The following is a 17,135-nucleotide window of genomic DNA, read 5'->3' as shown; positions in this document are numbered from 1 at the left end:
ACCGGACCCATCGGGCGGCGGGCGACGCCGCGCGGTATTGGACTACGCCCGCACACCCCGCCGTGATTCACTTCCGATGCGAAGGAACCAAGCGGTACGACCCCAGCCAGAGAGAGTGAGGCCGCACGTGGTCCACGGAATCGATCCGTCTTTCACCGCGCTGCCCTTGCGGGCACTCGCCGACGCGGCGCTCGCGCGGGCCCGCGCGCTGGGTGCCGAGCACGCCGACTTCCGGCTGGAGCGGATCCGCAGCGCCTCCTGGCGGCTGCGGGACGCCAAGCCCTCCGGCGGCTCCGACACCACCGACCTCGGCTTCGCGGTCCGCGTGGTGCACGGCGGGAGCTGGGGCTTCGCCTCCGGAGTGGACCTGACCATGGACGCCGCCGCGAAGGTGGCCTCACAGGCCGTCGCCATGGCGAAGCTGTCCGCCCAGGTGATCAAGGCCGCGGGATCGGACGAGCGGGTCGAGCTCGCCGACGAGCCCGTGCACGCCGACAAGACCTGGGTCTCCGCCTACGACGTGGACCCGTTCGAGGTGCCGGACACCGAGAAGGCGGCGCTGCTCGCCGACTGGAGCGCCCGGCTGCTGGCGGCCGACGGCGTCGCGCACGTGGACGCCTCGCTGCTCGCCGTCCACGAGAACAAGTTCTACGCGGACACCGCGGGCACCTCGACCACCCAGCAGCGGGTACGGATCCACCCGCAGCTGACCGCGGTCGCGGTCGACGCCACCACCGGCGAGTTCGACTCCATGCGCACCATCGCCCCGCCCACCGGGCGTGGCTGGGAGTACCTGACCGGCACCGGCTGGGACTGGAACGCCGAGCTGGAGCAGATCCCCGACCTCCTCGCCGAGAAGATGCGGGCGCCGAGTGTGGAGGGCGGGCGCTACGACCTCGTCGTGGACCCGTCCAACCTGTGGCTCACCATCCACGAGTCCATCGGCCACGCCACCGAGCTCGATCGGGCGCTGGGCTACGAGGCGGCGTACGCGGGGACCTCCTTCGCCACCTTCGACCAGCTGGGCAAGCTCAGGTACGGCTCCTCGATCATGAACGTGACGGGTGACCGTACAGCGCCACATGGTCTGGCCACCGTCGGATACGACGACGAAGGTGTCGCGGCCCAGAGCTGGGACCTGGTCAAGGACGGCACGCTGACCGGCTACCAGCTGGACCGGCGGATCGCGAAGCTGACCGGCCTCGGGCGCTCCAACGGCTGCGCCTACGCCGACTCCCCCGGGCACGTGCCCGTCCAGCGGATGGCGAACGTCTCGCTCCAGCCGGATCCGGGCGGGCTGTCCACCGAGGACCTGATCGGGGGCGTCGAGCGCGGGATCTACGTGGTCGGCGACCGCTCCTGGTCGATCGACATGCAGCGCTACAACTTCCAGTTCACCGGGCAGCGGTTCTTCCGCATCGAGAACGGCCGGCTGGCCGGGCAGCTGCGCGACGTCGCCTACCAGGCCACCACCACCGAATTCTGGGGCTCGATGGAGAAGGTCGGCGGCCCGCAGACCTACGTGCTGGGCGGTGCCTTCAACTGCGGCAAGGCCCAGCCCGGCCAGGTGGCGTCCGTCTCGCACGGCTGCCCCTCCGCCCTCTTCCGAGACGTCAACATCCTGAACACCACCCAGGAGGCCGGCCGATGAGCACCCCTTCCGGACGTCGCGGCTCCAAGCCCCACGAGATCGTCGAGCGGGCGCTGGAGCTGTCCACCGCCGACGGCTGCGTCGTCATCGCCGACGAGGAGTCCAGCGCCAATCTGCGCTGGGCCGGCAACGCGCTCACCACCAACGGCGTCACCCGCGGCCGGACCCTGACCGTGATCGCCACGGTCGACGGCAAGGAGGGCACGGCCTCGGGGGTCGTCTCGCGCTCGGCCGTCACCGCCGCCGACCTGGAGCCGCTCGTACGGGCCGCCGAGGCGGCCGCGCGCGGGGCCGGTCCGGCCGAGGACGCCCAGCCGCTGGTCACCGGCACCCCGGCCTCGCCCGATTTCACCGACGCGCCGGCCGAGACCTCCTCGGCGGTCTTCGCGGACTTCGCCCCGGCCCTCGGCGAGGCCTTCGCCCGGGCCCGGGCGGGCGGCCGGGAACTGTACGGCTTCGCCAACCACGAGCTGGTCTCCACCTACGTCGGCACCTCGACGGGCCTGCGGCTGCGCCACGACCAGCCCAAGGGCACGCTGGAACTCAACGCCAAGTCACCGGACCGGCTGCGGTCGGCCTGGGCCGGCCGCTCCACCCGCGACTTCAAGGACGTGGACCCGACCGTGCTGGACGCGGAGCTCGCGGTCCGCCTCGGCTGGGCCGAGCGGAAGATCGACCTTCCGGCGGGACGGTACGAGACCCTGCTGCCGCCGACGGCCGTGGCCGACCTGCTCATCTACCAGATGTGGTCGGCGGCCGCCCGCGACGCGGTGGAGGGCCGTACGGTGTTCTCCAAGCCCGGCGGCGGCACCCGGATCGGCGAGAAGCTGGCCGCGCTGCCCCTGACCCTGCGCAGCGACCCCCACGCACCGGGCCTGGAGTCCGCGCCGTTCGTGATCGCCCACAGCTCGGGCGACGACGCCTCCGTGTTCGACAACGGCCTGCCGGTCCCGGCGACCGAGTGGGTCCGGGACGGCGAGCTGGCGCGGCTGACCACGACGCGGCACACCGCCGAGCTGACCGGGCTCCCGCTGGCCCCGGCGTTCGGAAACCTGATCCTGGACGGGGGCGGCGACAAGTCGTTGGAGGAGATGGTGGCGGGTACCGGGAGGGGCCTGCTGCTGACCTGCCTCTGGTACATCCGGGAGGTCGATCCGGCGACCCTGCTGCTCACCGGTCTGACCCGGGACGGCGTCTATCTGGTGGAGAACGGGCAGGTCACGGGGCAGGTCAACAACTTCCGGTTCAACGAGTCGCCGGTGGACCTGCTGTCGCGGGCCTCGGAGGCCGGCCGGACCGAGAAGACCCTGCCGCGCGAGTGGGGCGACTGGTTCACCCGGGCCGCGATGCCCGCGCTGCGCGTCCCGGACTTCAACATGAGCTCGGTCAGCAAGGGTGTCTGACCCACCTAGACTGAGCATTGCAATTTCAGACATCAAAGGAGTCGAGAGACCGTGACGGACATCGTCGACGAACTGAAGTGGCGTGGGCTCTTCGCCCAGTCCACCGACGAAGAAGCGCTGCGCAAGGCGTTCGCGGACGGTCCTGTCACGTTCTATTGCGGCTACGACCCGACCGCGGCCTCGCTGCACGTCGGGCACCTGGTGCAGGTCCTCACCATGCGCCGGCTCCAGCTGGCCGGGAACCGGCCGCTGGCGCTGGTCGGCGGGGCCACCGGACAGATCGGTGACCCGCGCCCGACCGCCGAGCGCACCCTGAACGACCCGTCGGTCATCGCGGAGTGGGTGAACCGGCTGCGTTCGCAGATCGAGCCGTTCCTGTCCTTCGAGGGCGAGAACGCCGCGGTCATGGTGAACAACCTGGACTGGACGGCGGGCATGTCCGCCATCGAGTTCCTGCGGGACATCGGCAAGCACTTCCGCGTCAACAAGATGCTGACGAAGGACTCGGTCGCCAAGCGGCTGGAGTCCGACCAGGGCATCAGCTACACGGAGTTCAGCTACCAGCTGCTCCAGGGCATGGACTTCCTGGAGCTGTACCGGCGCTACGGCTGCGTGCTCCAGCAAGGCGGATCCGACCAGTGGGGCAACCTGACGGCCGGCCTCGACCTGATCCACAAGGTCGAGCCGGACGCGGTCGTGCACGCGATGGCGACGCCGCTGATGGTCAAGGCGGACGGCACGAAGTTCGGCAAGACCGAGGGCGGGGCCGTCTGGCTCGACCCGGAGATGACCACGCCGTACGCCTTCTACCAGTTCTGGCTGAACGTGGACGACCGGGACATCTCCACCTACATGCGGATCCTGTCCTTCAAGTCCCGCGAGGAGCTGGAGGCGCTGGAGGCGCAGACCGCCGAGCGGCCGCAGGCGCGTGCCGCCCAGCGGGCGCTGGCGGAGGAGCTGACCACGCTGGTGCACGGCGCCGACCAGTGCGCCGCCGTGATCGCCGCGTCGAAGGCGCTGTTCGGCCAGGGCGAGCTGACGGAGCTGGACGAGGCCACGCTGGCCGCGGCCGTGTCCGAGCTGCCGCACGCCCGGGTCACGGAGCTCGGCCCGGTCGTGGACCTGCTCGCCGAGACCGGCCTGGTCGCGAGCAAGTCCGCCGGGCGCCGGACCGTGAAGGAGGGTGGCGCCTACGTGAACAACGTGAAGGTCACGGCCGAGGACGCGGTCCCCGCCAAGGAGGACCTGCTCCACGGGCGCTGGCTGGTGCTGCGCCGCGGCAAGAAGAACCTGGCCGCGGTGGAGATCACCGGCTGAGCGAAGCCTGCGACGCACGGCGAAGGGGCGGGCGAGGACGATGTCGTCCTCGCCCGCCCCTTCGTCGTGGCCGCGCCGGTCCGGCCGGTCAGGCCGTACGTCTTTTGCCTTTCAGCGCCATGTACGCCATGTCGCCCAGCCCGACGATCAGGACCGCTCCGGCCAGCTGCAACAGGTGGCGGATCCAGTCGATGCCCCGGGTCTCGTTGACGCCGATCCACGTGGCGACCGCGTTGCCCAGGACGCCGCCGATGATGCCGAAGATCACGGTCAGCCAGAGCGGCTGGTGCTGTCTGCCCGGGAGGATCGCCCGGGCGATGAGGCCGAGTACCAAACCGACGATGATCGCCCACAACCAATGCATGTCGCCTCCTCAAGGCGCGATGTGCGCATGTCAGGCCAGTCTCGGCCCGGGCGCAACTCCACGCATGTCGGACTCGCCCGTTCAGGGGGCACCCGCTCTCCTGACCGCCGGCGGGGCGGCGTACCGTGGAAGGGCCGGGACCGGGGAGTGTCCGGTGCGGTGGATCGGCGGATCGGGTGGTGGAGCATGCTGCGGACGAAGCGGAACCGGGCCGAGGTCTTCCGGATCACCGGGGCGCGCATGGGCCTCGCGGAGGATGTGCGGGGACGGCAGCGCCGGTACGTGATCTCGATGGTCGTCAGGACCCTGTCGGTCATCGCGACGGTGGTCCTGTGGAACGTGCAGCGCCCCGTGGCGATCGTGACGCTCGTCGTCGGCGCCCTGCTGCCCTACGTCGCCGTGGTCATCGCAAACGCGGGGCGGGAGTCGGCGCCCTCGCTGCCGTCGGCCTTCGTGCCCACCCCTGTGCACCCGGCACTGGAGCCGGGAAACCTCAAGAAAAGCTCAGATCAATCATGAAGTTCCGGTGCACCGTACCGGGTCCTGCGTGACATACTGCCTACGCGCTCCGCATCCCCCGTCGGAGCGACGGACCGACGCCGGGCAGCTCCCCCCGTGGCTGCCCGGCGTCGCCCTTCCGTTTGTAGGGTTGAGGCCGTGAACTCCCCTGATGCGAACGCCCCCGACACCGCTTCCGCCGCCGCCCCCACCTGCTCCGCCAAGGGCTGCCGTGACGCGGCGGTGTGGGTCCTGGCGTGGAACAACCCGAAGCTGCACACGCCGGAGCGGCGCAAGACCTGGCTGGCATGCGAGGAGCACCGCGAACACCTCTCCCAGTTCCTGGGGGTCCGCGGTTTCCTCAAGGACGTCGTGAAGCTCGACGAGTGGGTCCAGCCGGAGGGCTCGGAGCGCCTCTGAACCCCGGTCGGCCGCTCAGCCGACCGGCCGACCGGCCGCTCAGCCCCTCGGCCGCCTCGGCCGCCTCAGCCGCCGATCGCCGACATCGGGCGGTCGGGCTGCAGGAAGGACGGGTCGTCGAGGCCGGATCCGGCCTTCTTGCCCCACATCGCGACCTTCCACAGGCGGGCGATCTCCTCGTCGGGGGCGCCCGAGCGCAGGGCGGCCCTCAGGTCGGACTCCTCGGTGGCGAAGAGGCACGTACGGACCTGGCCGTCGGCCGTGAGCCTCGTACGGTCGCAGGCGCCGCAGAAGGGGCGGGTGACCGACGCGATGACGCCGACGGTGGCAGGGCCGCCGTCGACCACCCAGCGCTCGGCCGGGGCGGAGCCGCGCTCGTCGGCGCCTTCCTCGGTGAGGGTGAAGCGGGTGCGCAGGGACTGCAGGATGTCCCCGGCGGTGATCATGCCGTCGCGCTTCCAGCCGTGCTGGGCGTCGAGGGGCATCTGCTCGATGAAGCGGAGCTCGTACGCGTTCTCCACGGCCCAGGCCAGCAGGTCGGGGGCCTCGTCGTCGTTGAGCCCCGGCATCAGGACGGCATTGACCTTGACCGGGGTCAGGCCGGCCTCGCGGGCGGCGGCCATGCCGTCGATGACGTCCTTGTGGCGGTCGCGGCGGGTGAGGGTCTTGAACACCTCGGGGCGCAGCGTGTCGAGCGAGACGTTCACCCGGTCCAGGCCGGCGGCCTTGAGGGCCTGGGCGGTGCGCTTGAGGCCGATGCCGTTGGTGGTCAGCGACATCTGGGGGCGGGGCTCCAGGGCCGCGCACTGTTCGACGATGCCGACGATGCCGGGCCGCAGCAGCGGCTCTCCGCCGGTGAAGCGGACCTCGGTGATCCCGAGCCGGGTGACGGCGATGCGGATCAACCGGACGATCTCGTCGTCGCTCAGCAGGTCCGACTTGCCCAGCCACTGCAGGCCCTCTTCGGGCATGCAGTACGTACAGCGCAGATTGCACCGGTCGGTGAGCGAGACGCGCAGGTCAGTGGCCACGCGGCCGTAGGTGTCGAGAAGCACTGTGGGCCCCCTCCCCTGTCCGGTTCTGTAGAGGTTGCGCGGCCGCGGATACGCGGATGCGCTGCGTTCGAGCCTACGCGACGCCTGTGACATGTAGGCGGGCCCGAAGGAACGAGACACGGCGTGGCCGCGTCGTAGAGAACTACGACGCGGCCACGCCGGGTGTTCGTCCCAACTCGATGAATCAGATCAGTGCGCCCCTGTTCCGGTGAGGGAGCGCACCTCCAGCTCGGCGAACTTCTCCGGGTCGGCCTTCTCCTTGGACAGGACCGTTCCCAGCCAGCCGAGGAGGAAGCCGAGCGGGATGGAGATGATGCCCGGGTTCTCCAGCGGGAACCAGTAGAAGTCGGCGTCCTTGAACATCGACGTGGGCTTGCCGGAGACGACCGGCGAGAAGAGCACCAGGCCGACCGCCGAGATCAGGCCGCCGTAGATGGACCACAGCGCGCCCTGGGTGGTGAAGCGCTTCCAGAAGAGGCTGTAGAGGATCGTCGGCAGGTTGGCGGAGGCGGCGACCGCGAAGGCGAGGGCGACCAGGCCGGCGACGTTCAGGTCGCGGGCGAGGGCGCCGAGGCCGATGGCGACGGCGCCGATGACCACGGTGGACCAGCGGGCCGCGCGCACCTCCTCCTTCTCGGTGGCCTTGCCCTTGCGGATGACGTTGACGTAGAGGTCGTGCGCGAAGGACGAGGAGGAGGCGAGCGTCAGTCCCGCGACCACCGCGAGGATGGTGGCGAAGGCGACGGCCGAGATGACCGCGAGCAGGATCGCGCCGCCGGTGGAGTCGGCGCCGCCGCCGATCTCCTGGGCGAGCAGCGGGGCCGCGGTGTTGCCTGCCTTGTTGGAGGCCAGGATGTCGGCCCGGTTGAGCAGGGCGGCGGCGCCGAAGCCGAGGGCGATCGTCATCAGGTAGAAGGCGCCGATGATGCCGATGGCCCAGTTCACGGACTTACGGGCGGCCTGGGCCGTGGGCACGGTGTAGAAGCGGATCAGGATGTGCGGCAGGCCCGCGGTGCCCAGGACCAGGGCGATGCCGAGCGAGATGAAGTCCAGCTTCGTCGTCGAATCCATGCCGTATTTCAGGCCCGGCTCAAGGAACTTGACGCCCTGACCGCTGTTCTCGGCGGCCTGGCCCAGCAGCGCGGAGACGTTGAAGTCGAACTTCAGCAGCACCAGGAAGGTGATGAGCAGGGCGCCCGCGATCAGCAGCACCGCCTTGATCATCTGGACCCAGGTGGTGCCCTTCATCCCGCCGATGGTCACGTAGACGATCATCAGTACGCCGACCAGCGCGACGACGGCGACCTTGCCGCCGTCGCTGGTGATGCCGAGGAGCAGCGAGACGAGCACGCCGGCGCCGGCCATCTGGGCGAGCAGGTAGAAGATCGAGACCACGATGGTGGAGGTGCCGGCGGCGGTCCGTACGGGCCGCTGGCGCATCCGGTACGCGAGGACGTCGCCCATCGTGTAGCGGCCGGAGTTGCGCAGCGGCTCGGCGACGAGCAGCAGGGCCACCAGCCAGGCGACGAGGAAGCCGATGGAGTAGAGGAAGCCGTCGTAGCCGAAGAGGGCGATGGCTCCTGCGATGCCGAGGAAGGACGCGGCGGACATGTAGTCACCGGAGATGGCGAGGCCGTTCTGGAAGCCGGTGAACTGGCGGCCGCCGGCGTAGAAGTCGGCGGCGTCCTTGGTCTGGCGGCCGGCCCAGATCGTGATGATGAGGGTGGCGACGACGAACAGGCCGAACAGGGTGATGATCAGCGGCCGGTGGTCGGCGGCTCCGGCGGCGACCGTCAGGTGCGGGACCGTGCTCATTCTCCCGCCTCCATCCGCGTCTTGATGGCCGCGGCCTTCGGGTCGAGCTTGGCGGCGGCGTGGCGCGAGTACAGCCAGGCGATCAGGAAGGTCGTCGCGAACTGGGCGAGTCCGAGGACGAGGGCGACGTTGATGTTGCCGAAGAGCTTGGTCCCCATGAAGCCGCCCGCGTAGCTGGACAGCAGGACGTAGAGCAGGTACCAGGCGATGAAGGCCACGGTGAGGGGGAAGGCGAAGGAGCGGTAGGAAGTGCGCAGTTCGGCGAACTCGGGGCTCTGCTGGACGCGCGTGAACTCTTCGGCCGTGGGACTCGCCGGAGTCGGTCCCGCGCCGCCCTGCGGCGGCGCTGCTTCGGTGGTCACGGGGGACTCTCCTTGTGACGCGGGTGCGGTGGGGACGACGGACAAAACAACCTCCGTGTGGGGGACGGTGGTGCCGATCCCCCTGTCAACGGCACGGCCGACGTGTCAGGACGGTTCAACACCCACTGTGTCTTTGGAAACTCATTCCTCGAACTGATGGCGCTGAGGGGAACAGCGGCGCTAGGTTCCCGTGTCATGAACCCGTCCGGCGCAACCGCGTCAGGGCGGCTTTTTCACGGATGATGTGGAGAACCCATGGCGCATCTGGGGTCACGTTCCGCCCGGAAGCACAGTCGTATCGCCATACCGGTCGGCCTGGCGCTCACCGCCTCGCTCGCCTTCCTGCCCACGGTCGCGGCCTCCGCCGCTCCGCTCGGCAACACGGCGGACCCGGCGGCGGCCTCGCAGCCCAGCACCTCCGGCCCGAAGCTGTCGTACGTGGCGAACCTGAACGCGTACGCCACGGTGACGGCGGCGAAGAAGGCCATCGAGCGGGCCGGCGGAACGGTGGTGACGTCCTATGAGCAGATCGGGGTCGTCGTCGCACATTCTCAGAACCCGGAGTTCGCGAAGCAGCTGCGAACCCAGCGCGGCCTGTTCGTGTCGGTCGGTGCCACTCGTACGGCCCCGCTCCAGACGGTGCAGACCAAGGAAGAGGGCACGACCCAGCAGCTGAGCGCGGCGGACGCCGCCAAGGCCGCGGCGGAGGCCGGGCCGGGGCAGGAGCCGCTGGAGCCCAACCAGTGGGATCTGCGGACGATCAAGGCCGACGAGGCTCACAAGATCAACGATGGCAGCCTCGACGTCACGGTGGGCATCATCGACACGGGTGTCGACGACACCCACCCCGATCTCGCCCCGAACTTCTCCAAGGAGCAGTCGGCCAACTGCGTGGGCGGCGTCGCTGACACATCGGAGGGCGCCTGGCGCCCGTACGCCGACGGCAGCGACCACGGCACGCACGTGGCCGGCACCATCGGCGCCCCGCGCAACGGGATCGGCGTCAGCGGTGTCGCGCCCGGCGTGAAGATCTCCGCGATCAAGGTGAGCGAGCCCGCGACCAGCCTCTTCTTCACCGAAGCGGTCGTCTGCGGCTTCATGTTCGCCGCCGAGAAGGGGATCGAGGTGACCAACAACAGCTACTACGTCGACCCCTGGTACTTCAACTGCAAGACGGACGACGACCAGAAGGCGCTGGTGGAGGCCCTCGCCCGGGCGACCAAGTACGCCGAGCGCAAGGGTGTGCTCAGCGTCGCCGCGGCGGGCAACTCGAACATGGACCTGGCCGCCGACTCGCTCGTCGACGACTCCAGCCCGAACGACACCACCCCGGTGCCGCGCACCATCGACCCGAGCGTCTGCCTGGACCTGCCGACGCAGCTTCCCGGCGTGGTCACGGTCACCTCGACCGGTGACAAGGGTCTGCGGTCGTACTTCTCGAACTTCGGTCTGGGGGTCGCGGACGTGGCCGCCCCCGGCGGCGACAAGTGGCAGGTCCCGGCCACCCCGGACGCCAACGGCCGCGTGCTGTCGACCATCCCGGGCGGCTACGGCTACAAGCAGGGCACCTCGATGGCCGCCCCGCACGTCGCCGGTGTCGCGGCTCTGCTGAAGAGCGCGCACCCGTCGGCGACGCCGTCGCAGCTCCAGGCGATGCTGAAGGGCCAGGCCACGAAGACGGCCTGCCCGACGCAGATCTACAACGCCGCGGGCACGCTGGTCGACGCCACCACCTGCGAGAGCAAGTGGGGTCAGACCGGCTACTACGGCCACGGCGTGGTCGACGCGCTCAAGGCCGTGAAGTAGGACCGTATAGCGTCACATGTGAGATTGCGTCAAGGAATGTGAAGGGGCCGGGCGGGATGTTCTCCGCCCGGCCCCTTCTCTTCGTACGGCGGAACGTCAGGGCGTGATCATCACCTTGAGGGCGCTGCGGTCGTCCATCGCGCGGTAGCCGGCCGGGACCTCGTCCAGGGACACGGCCCGGTCGAAGACGGGCGCCGGATCGATCGCGCCGCTGAGCACGTCCTCCAGCAGCTCCGGGATGTACGCGCGGACCGGTGCCACGCCACCGCGCAGTGTGATGTTGCGGTCGAACATGACGCCGAGGTCGAGACCCGTGCCGCTGCCGTGCGGGACGCCGACGTAGCCGATGGCCCCGCCGTCGCGGGTGATGTTCACTGCCGTCCGCATCGACATCTCGGTGCCGACCGCCTCGATGACCGCGTGGGCGCCCTGGCCGCCGGTGAGCTCGCGAACGGCCGCCTCCGCCGCCTCGCCGCGCTCGGAGACCACGTCGGTGGCTCCGAAGAGCTTGGCGATGTCCGTACGGGCGGCGTGGCGGCCCAGGGCGATGATCCGATCGGCCCCGAGCCGCTTGGCCGCCAGTACGCCGCACAGCCCGACCGCGCCGTCACCGACGACGGCGACCGTGGAGCCCTTGCGCACGCCCGCGCCCAGTGCCGCGTGGTGCCCGGTGCCCATGACGTCGGACAGCGCGAGCAGGCCGGTCAGCAGGTGGTCGTCGGAGACCGCCTCGGCGGGCAGCTTCACCAGCGTGCCGTCGGCGTGCGGGACCCGGACGGCCTCGCCCTGGCCGCCGTCGTGTCCGACGGAGCCCCAGAAGCCGCCGTGCGCGCAGGAGGTGTAGAGGCCTTCGGTGCAGTAGTCGCAGGTGCCGTCGGACCACATGAAGGGGGCGACGACGAGGTCGCCGGCGCGCAGGCCGGAGACGGCGGGGCCGGTCTCCTCGACGACGCCGAGGAACTCGTGGCCGATGCGCTGACCGGGCTGACGCGCGGCCTCGCCCCGGTAGGCCCACAGGTCGCTGCCGCAGATGCAGGCACGGAGAACGCGGACGACGGCGTCCTCGGGGCGCTGGATCGCGGCGTCGGGCACCTCCTCCACGCGTATGTCGTGCGGGGCGTGGATGACGGTGGCGCGCATGGTGGTGCAGTCCTCCGGGTCGAAGTGGTCAGCCGTGGCCTGGTGCGGCGTGGCCGGGTCCGCCTTGTGTGGCTTCCCCACCGTACGCCTGCGGCCCGGCGGTCACGCCCGTGGCCAGGAGGTACTGGGCGGCCACGTAGGTGGCCATGATCCAGAAGTCCGGGCGGGGCAGCTGGGGCCAGGCGGCGACCCCGGTGGCGATGAGCGTGTCGGAGAGCAAGAACAGCGCCCCGCCGGTCCCGGCCCGCAGGCCCAGGGAGCCGGAGCGGAAGGCCATGGCGGTGAGCAGCAGGCTGTACCCGGCGACGGGGATGCGCAGGTCCGCCGGCAGGTCGGCCCACAGCAGGGCGACGGTCCCGACCAGGGCGAGGGCGTACGCGCCGCCGAGCAGCGGGTTCGCGGCCCGCTTGCCGAAGCGGACGAGGTAGCAGACGTGCCCGGCGGCGAAGGAGCCCATGCCCAGGAGGAAGGCGGGCTCGGCGTCGAAGAGCAGGGCGAGGTCTCCGCCCCAGCCGAACAGCAGGGCGGCGACCAGCAGCCGGGGCGCGCGGCGGGCTGCCCCATGGCGGACGACGACGTGGGCGACGAGCAGCGGCATCAGCAGCGGCTTGGCGATGACGTGGCCGAGGTGCCAGTCGGCGAGCAGTGAACCGAGGTCGGCGGCGGTGGCGACGGCGAAGGCGCCGAGCAGGAGCCGGGCCGGGGCGCCGGTTCCCGCGCCCGCGGGGCGGCCCCAGGAGGGCGTACGGGACGCGGTGGCGCTCACGCGGCGTGCTCCGGGGCCGTGTTGGCGGCGGGTGCCGACGGGGCCGACGGGGCCGCCGGAGCCGGGGGCTGCCAGCCGGGGCCGCCGAAGACCCGTCCGGCGCGCTCGCGCCAGCTGGTGGCGGCCCGGACGTCGCGGGCGATGGCGACGTACTCGTGGGTGGCCACGCGCAGCGGGTTGTAGGTGCTGATGTTCTTCGTCAGCCCGAAGACGGGCTTGTCCTCCTCCCCCACCCAGGAGCGGAAGACGCGGTCCCAGATGATCAGGATCCCGCCGAAGTTGCGGTCCAGGTAGCCGCCCTGGGAGGCGTGGTGGACGCGGTGGTGGGAGGGGGTGTTGAAGACGTACTCGATGGGCCGGGGCAGTGTGCCGATGCGCTCGGTGTGGATCCAGAACTGGTAGACGAGGTTGACGGAGTAACAGAAGGCGACGGCGGCCGGGTGGACGCCGAGGGCGATCATCGGCAGGTAGAACGGCCAGGAGGTGGCGCTGGTCCAGGGCTGGCGCAGGGCGGTCGTCAGGTTGAACTTGCGGCTGCTGTGATGGATCACATGGCAGGCCCACAGAATGCGGATGACATGGTGGCCGCGGTGCTGCCAGTAGTAGAGGAAGTCCTGCGCCAGCAGCATCAGCAGGAGGGTCCACCACAGGACGGGAACGCGCAGCGGCGTCAGCTCGTAGACGGCGGTGTAGATCGCGACGACCGGGATCTTCCAGAGGATGTCGAAGCCGATGCTGCCGAGCCCCATGGTGACGCTGGTGACGGCGTCCTTGGTCTCGTACCCCGCGGCGTCCTCGTCGGGATGGATCCGATAGCTCACCAGCTCCACGACGGTGAGCAGCACGAAGGCGGGTATGGACCACAGCACCACATCGGGCAGGTTCGGCATGTCCAGCACCATAGAGGCGCCTTCGGGCCGCCGCTAGAGGTTGTTACCGATCGGTATCCGACGGGGTCACCGCCGAAGTTACCGCTGGTACGCACACAGCTCGCGCGACGCCGGGACCGGCCCCGGCCGGGACGGCTCGCCTCCCTCCGGCGAGCCGTCCCGGCGGGAGGCGCGGGTCACCAGACGCGGACCGAGGCGCCGCGGGCGAAGGCCGGGCTGGTGGCGGTTGGCGGGACTTCGGTCAGGGGGACGGCGATCTCCGAGACCAGGGGCCCGTGCTGGGCGGCCACCGCGTCCAGCAGGGTGAGGTCGAAGCCGTAGACGCGGGCCGCGTTGCCGCCGACCATGGCCGCGACCTCCGCGGGCGGCAGGCCCGCATAGGCGATGCGGAGGCCTTCGCGGGAGAAGGGGGTGGTGCCCTCGTCGTGGGGGAAGTCGCTGCCCCACATGATCTTGTCGAGGCCGATCCGCCCCCTCAGCGGGACCTCGTGGGGGCGCATGAAGCTCGCTCCGACGAAGCAGTTGTCCCGCCAGACCTCGCTCGGCCCCTTGCCCATGGAATCCGCCAGGCCCGCACCGAACTTGGCCTCCGCCGTGGCCGACGCCGCGACCAGGCGGCCGTGGTAGTAGTCCAGCATCTCCAGCACGCCGGGGATCCAGCCCGATCCCTGCTCCGTGAGGACCAGCTTCAGGTCCGGGTGGCGGCGGAAAGCACCGCCGAATATCAAATGCCACAGTGCACGGTGTGAGAACCATGTGGTCTCCACCATGAAGACGGCCCGCGCCGCCGGCTCCTCGCCCAGCGGCGGCGACGCCGAACCCCCGTGGTGGTTGACCGGGACCTCCAGCTCCGCGCAGACCGCCCACAGCGGGTCGTACACGGCCGAGTAGAGCTCCGGGATGCCGCTGCCGGGCGGGGTGCCCGGCAGGAGGATCCCGCCGGTGAGCCCCGCCTCCTTCGCGCGGCGGACCTCCCGGGCGGCCTCGTCCACGTCGTTCAGCAGGATCTGCGCCACGCCCGCCCGCCGCCCGGGGGCCCGCGCGCAGAAGTCGGCCAGCCAGCGGTTGTGCGCCCGCAGCCCCGCCCAGCGCAGTTCGAACTCCGCGGCCGTCGGCACGGGGGCCATCAGCGAGGCGCTCGGGAAGAAGGGCGGGATGGTGTTCGGGAAGAGGACTTCCGCGACGATGCCGTCCGCTTCCAGCTCCGCCAGCCGCCGGGCCGAGTTCCAGTTGAGGTCGGCGGTGTCGGCGAGGAGGTCCTCGTACGGGTTGACGTACGAGGCCGCCCAGGCGTCGAAGGCGTCGTGGTGGCGCTTCTCCAGGTACGGCTTGTAGTCCAGCAGGTCGGCCCCGGCGTGGCAGTCCGCCGAGATGACCGTGTAGCGCTCGGGCACGCCGGTCATCCGGACACCCCCAGCACCGGGAAGTCGTGGCCGGTCAGCCAGTGCCTGCCCGCCTCGCGGGAGCGCGCCCAGGAGGCCTCGACCGCCGCCTGGTCCGCGCTCTGGCCCAGCTCGGCCGGGGTGGGGCCGATCCGGCGGGCGATCGGGGCGAGCCGCTCGGTGTCGAAGCCGAAGACGTCCGCCGCCGCCAGCCCGAGCATGCGCCGGGTCTCGGCGACCGGGATGTCGTGGAAGGTGTTCCTCAGCCAGTTGCGGGTGTCGGGCCAGGTGCCTTCCGGGTGCGGGAAGTCAGAGCCCCACAGGATGTTGTCCACGCCGATCTCGTAGCGCTGGGCGAGTTCCCGGCGCTTGGTGTTCGTCGCGCAGATGAAGACCTGGCGGTCCAGGTACTCGCTCGGCGGGCGCCCCAACTCCTCGAACGGCGACAGTTTCTTGCCGCCGTGCGCGCCGAGGTAGAGCCGGTCCATGAACCACAGCTGGTTCGGGAGCCACCAGCAGCCCGACTCGGCCACGCCGAACTTCAGGCCCGGGTGCCGTTCGAAGACCCCCGACCAGAGCAGGAACCACAGCGGGCGGGCCGGCCACCAGGTCACCTCTGAGACGAAGATGCCGAGGTGGTCCCCGTACTCGTGGCGCGGCGAGGACCCCGAGTGGGTGACGATCGGCATCCGCGTCTCGGCCGCCGCCGCCCAGACGGGGTCGTAGCGGCGGTCGTGGTACGGCGCTTTGTCCACCCACATGGCGGGGATCATCAGCGCGCCCAGCCCGGACTCCTTGGCCCGGTGGATCTCCGCGACCACTTTCGACGGCTCGCCCGTGATGGGGAGCAGGGCGACGCCGCAGTGGCGCTCCGGGTTCCTGGAGACGAACTCCGCCAGCCACCGGTTGTGGGCCTGCGCGCCCGCCATGCCCAACTCGGGGTCCTGGTCGCCGGACAGGCCCAGGCCCACTCCGAAAGGGGCCGCGGTCTGGCTGTCGACGGCGTCCGCGTCGGGGAAGACGACCTCGGCGGCCACGCCGTCGCCGTCGAGTTCCTTCAGTCGCTGTCCGGTGTCCCAGCCGCCCTTGAGGCCTTCCTCGTGGTCGTGGAACCACTTCTGGGCGAAGGCCTCGTTGCGGACGCCGAGACGGGTGGCCTCCTCCCGGCGGGCGTCGCGCTGACCGAGGAACTCGTCGAACTGCCGGTGGAAGCGGGAGTCGAGGTACGGGCGGTACCGCTCCGTGGGGAGGCCGGCGTGGCAGTCGGAGGAGATGATCAGGTACGGATCCGCGTAAGGGTTCGCGGCCGAGTTCACGGCCGGGTCTGCGGACGGGTCTGCGGACGGGTCTTGTGCATGCGTGTCAGGCACGGCGGGCCCCTCAGTCGAGGATGAAGCTTTCCAGGTAGGCGGGGTTGGCGCGGTCGAGCATCGACCGCGACCGGGCGCGGATCTGCCGGTCGCTGTGCTCGCTCGCCGGGAGCATCCAGAAGCGGTCGGCGCGGATGCCGTCGACGACGTGCTCGGCGACCTCCTCGACCGGGGTGAAGTTCACCTCGTGGCCGGCCTGCTTCATCGCGGCCTCGTACTGGTCGAGGCTGCGGTACGGGGACCTGCGCGGCCGCTGCTTCGCGTAGCGCTCGGGCCGGTTGCGGTGGGACTCCCACAGGCCGGTGCGCAGCATGTGCGGTCCGGGGAAGAGGACGGAGGCACCGACGGCCGCGCCCTCCGCCTTGAGGTGGGCGTACAGCGACTCGGTCATGGTGACCACGGCCGCCTTGGTGACGGCGTAGACGGAGGCGGTGGGCAGCGGGGCGATGCCGCCGTCGCCGGAGGAGGTGTTGACGACGTGGCCGGGGAGGCCGTCGGCGATCATGCGGGGGACGAAGGCCTGGATGCCGTGGAAGACGCCCCAGACGTTGACGGAGAAGGCCCACTTCCAGTCGTTGGGCTCGTGCTCCCACATCCGGCCTTCAGCGCCCGAGCCCACGCCCGCGTTGTTGCACAGGACGTGTACGGCGCCGAAGGTGTCGTAGGCGGCGTCGGCGAGGGAGAGGACCGAGTCACGGTCGCCGACGTCGACGAGTTCGGCGAGGACCTCGGCGCCGTCCGCGGCGAGTTCGCCGGCGGCCGCGCGCAGGGCGTCCTCCTCCACGTCGGCGAGGACCACCTTCAGCCCCTCGGCGGCGAAACGGCGCGCCATGGCGAGGCCGATCCCGCCGGCGGCGCCGGTGACGACGGCCACCTGGCCCGGTTCGAGTCGCATG

General features: G+C 70.8%; 16 protein-coding genes. 6 read left to right on the top strand and 10 right to left on the bottom strand.

The window, feature by feature from the left end; translation table 11 throughout:
- Positions 1 to 127 precede the first annotated feature (127 nt).
- The 3 genes from ACWDYJ_RS02315 to tyrS are packed head-to-tail and all read left to right on the top strand — an operon-like array spanning position 128 to position 4,371.
- On the top strand, positions 128 to 1,651 hold the full coding sequence (locus ACWDYJ_RS02315) for a TldD/PmbA family protein (protein WP_451563548.1): 1,524 nt from the start codon (positions 128 to 130) through the stop codon (positions 1,649 to 1,651).
- On the top strand, positions 1,648 to 3,054 hold the full coding sequence (locus tag ACWDYJ_RS02310; RefSeq protein WP_451563547.1) for a metallopeptidase TldD-related protein: 1,407 nt from the start codon (positions 1,648 to 1,650) through the stop codon (positions 3,052 to 3,054). Before ACWDYJ_RS02315 ends, ACWDYJ_RS02310 begins: the two co-directional genes overlap by 4 nt.
- A 51-nt stretch (positions 3,055 to 3,105) precedes the next feature.
- Positions 3,106 to 4,371: a tyrosine--tRNA ligase gene (gene tyrS / locus ACWDYJ_RS02305; RefSeq protein ID WP_451563546.1), complete on the top strand. Its 1,266-nt coding sequence runs from the start codon at positions 3,106 to 3,108 to the stop codon at positions 4,369 to 4,371.
- An 88-nt stretch (positions 4,372 to 4,459) separates the two neighbouring features.
- On the opposite strand, the gene ACWDYJ_RS02300 is transcribed toward tyrS, so the two are convergent.
- Positions 4,460 to 4,735 (bottom strand): GlsB/YeaQ/YmgE family stress response membrane protein, encoded by a 276-nt coding sequence (locus tag ACWDYJ_RS02300; protein ID WP_451563545.1) that lies wholly within the window; start codon positions 4,733 to 4,735, stop codon positions 4,460 to 4,462.
- A 186-nt stretch (positions 4,736 to 4,921) separates the two neighbouring features.
- On the opposite strand from ACWDYJ_RS02300, the gene ACWDYJ_RS02295 reads away from it, so the two are divergent.
- Both ACWDYJ_RS02295 and ACWDYJ_RS02290 read left to right on the top strand, forming a co-directional pair.
- Positions 4,922 to 5,254, top strand: a complete 333-nt coding sequence (locus ACWDYJ_RS02295; protein WP_451563544.1) for a DUF3099 domain-containing protein — start codon at positions 4,922 to 4,924, stop codon at positions 5,252 to 5,254.
- Between the two features lie 138 nt (positions 5,255 to 5,392).
- Positions 5,393 to 5,653: a hypothetical protein gene (locus tag ACWDYJ_RS02290; RefSeq protein WP_451563543.1), complete on the top strand. Its 261-nt coding sequence runs from the start codon at positions 5,393 to 5,395 to the stop codon at positions 5,651 to 5,653.
- Between the two features lie 65 nt (positions 5,654 to 5,718).
- On the opposite strand, the gene moaA is transcribed toward ACWDYJ_RS02290, so the two are convergent.
- From moaA to ACWDYJ_RS02275, 3 genes are all read right to left on the bottom strand, one after another.
- Entirely contained in the window at positions 5,719 to 6,708 is a 990-nt protein-coding gene (gene moaA, locus ACWDYJ_RS02285) for a GTP 3',8-cyclase MoaA (protein WP_451563542.1), read from the bottom strand.
- 189 nt (positions 6,709 to 6,897) lie between these two features.
- Complete coding sequence (locus tag ACWDYJ_RS02280) at positions 6,898 to 8,523, bottom strand: solute symporter family protein (RefSeq protein ID WP_451563541.1); 1,626 nt, start codon at positions 8,521 to 8,523, stop codon at positions 6,898 to 6,900.
- Positions 8,520 to 8,885 (bottom strand): DUF485 domain-containing protein, encoded by a 366-nt coding sequence (locus tag ACWDYJ_RS02275; RefSeq protein ID WP_451563540.1) that lies wholly within the window; start codon positions 8,883 to 8,885, stop codon positions 8,520 to 8,522. The genes ACWDYJ_RS02280 and ACWDYJ_RS02275 overlap by 4 nt, the downstream gene beginning before the upstream one ends.
- Before the next feature lie 255 nt (positions 8,886 to 9,140).
- Between ACWDYJ_RS02275 and ACWDYJ_RS02270 the strand changes: the two genes are divergently transcribed.
- A complete protein-coding gene (locus tag ACWDYJ_RS02270; RefSeq protein WP_451563539.1) occupies positions 9,141 to 10,691 on the top strand; it encodes a S8 family serine peptidase in 1,551 nt (516 codons plus the stop codon).
- 96 nt (positions 10,692 to 10,787) lie between these two features.
- Here the strand turns inward: ACWDYJ_RS02270 and ACWDYJ_RS02265 are convergent, their stop codons facing one another.
- The 6 genes from ACWDYJ_RS02265 to ACWDYJ_RS02240 all read right to left on the bottom strand — a co-directional run bounded on the left by ACWDYJ_RS02265 (position 10,788) and on the right by ACWDYJ_RS02240 (position 17,134).
- Positions 10,788 to 11,831 (bottom strand): zinc-dependent alcohol dehydrogenase family protein, encoded by a 1,044-nt coding sequence (locus tag ACWDYJ_RS02265; RefSeq protein ID WP_451563583.1) that lies wholly within the window; start codon positions 11,829 to 11,831, stop codon positions 10,788 to 10,790.
- Between the two features lie 28 nt (positions 11,832 to 11,859).
- The gene (locus ACWDYJ_RS02260) at positions 11,860 to 12,597 is read right to left on the bottom strand and encodes a lysoplasmalogenase (RefSeq protein WP_451563538.1); all 738 of its coding nucleotides are present in this window, start codon (positions 12,595 to 12,597) and stop codon (positions 11,860 to 11,862) included.
- Positions 12,594 to 13,487 (bottom strand): sterol desaturase family protein, encoded by an 894-nt coding sequence (locus tag ACWDYJ_RS02255; protein WP_451563537.1) that lies wholly within the window; start codon positions 13,485 to 13,487, stop codon positions 12,594 to 12,596. Before ACWDYJ_RS02255 ends, ACWDYJ_RS02260 begins: the two co-directional genes overlap by 4 nt.
- 176 nt (positions 13,488 to 13,663) lie before the next feature.
- Positions 13,664 to 14,890 (bottom strand): amidohydrolase family protein, encoded by a 1,227-nt coding sequence (locus ACWDYJ_RS02250; protein ID WP_451563536.1) that lies wholly within the window; start codon positions 14,888 to 14,890, stop codon positions 13,664 to 13,666.
- Positions 14,887 to 16,185, bottom strand: a complete 1,299-nt coding sequence (locus ACWDYJ_RS02245; protein ID WP_451563582.1) for an amidohydrolase family protein — start codon at positions 16,183 to 16,185, stop codon at positions 14,887 to 14,889. The genes ACWDYJ_RS02250 and ACWDYJ_RS02245 overlap by 4 nt, the downstream gene beginning before the upstream one ends.
- 64 nt (positions 16,186 to 16,249) lie before the next feature.
- Positions 16,250 to 17,134 (bottom strand): SDR family NAD(P)-dependent oxidoreductase, encoded by an 885-nt coding sequence (locus ACWDYJ_RS02240; RefSeq protein ID WP_451563535.1) that lies wholly within the window; start codon positions 17,132 to 17,134, stop codon positions 16,250 to 16,252.
- Between the last annotated feature and the right edge of the window lies 1 nt (position 17,135).

Source organism: Streptomyces sp. NPDC003042, from assembly GCF_053591315.1.
This window is presented reverse-complemented; position numbering and strand designations above follow the sequence as displayed.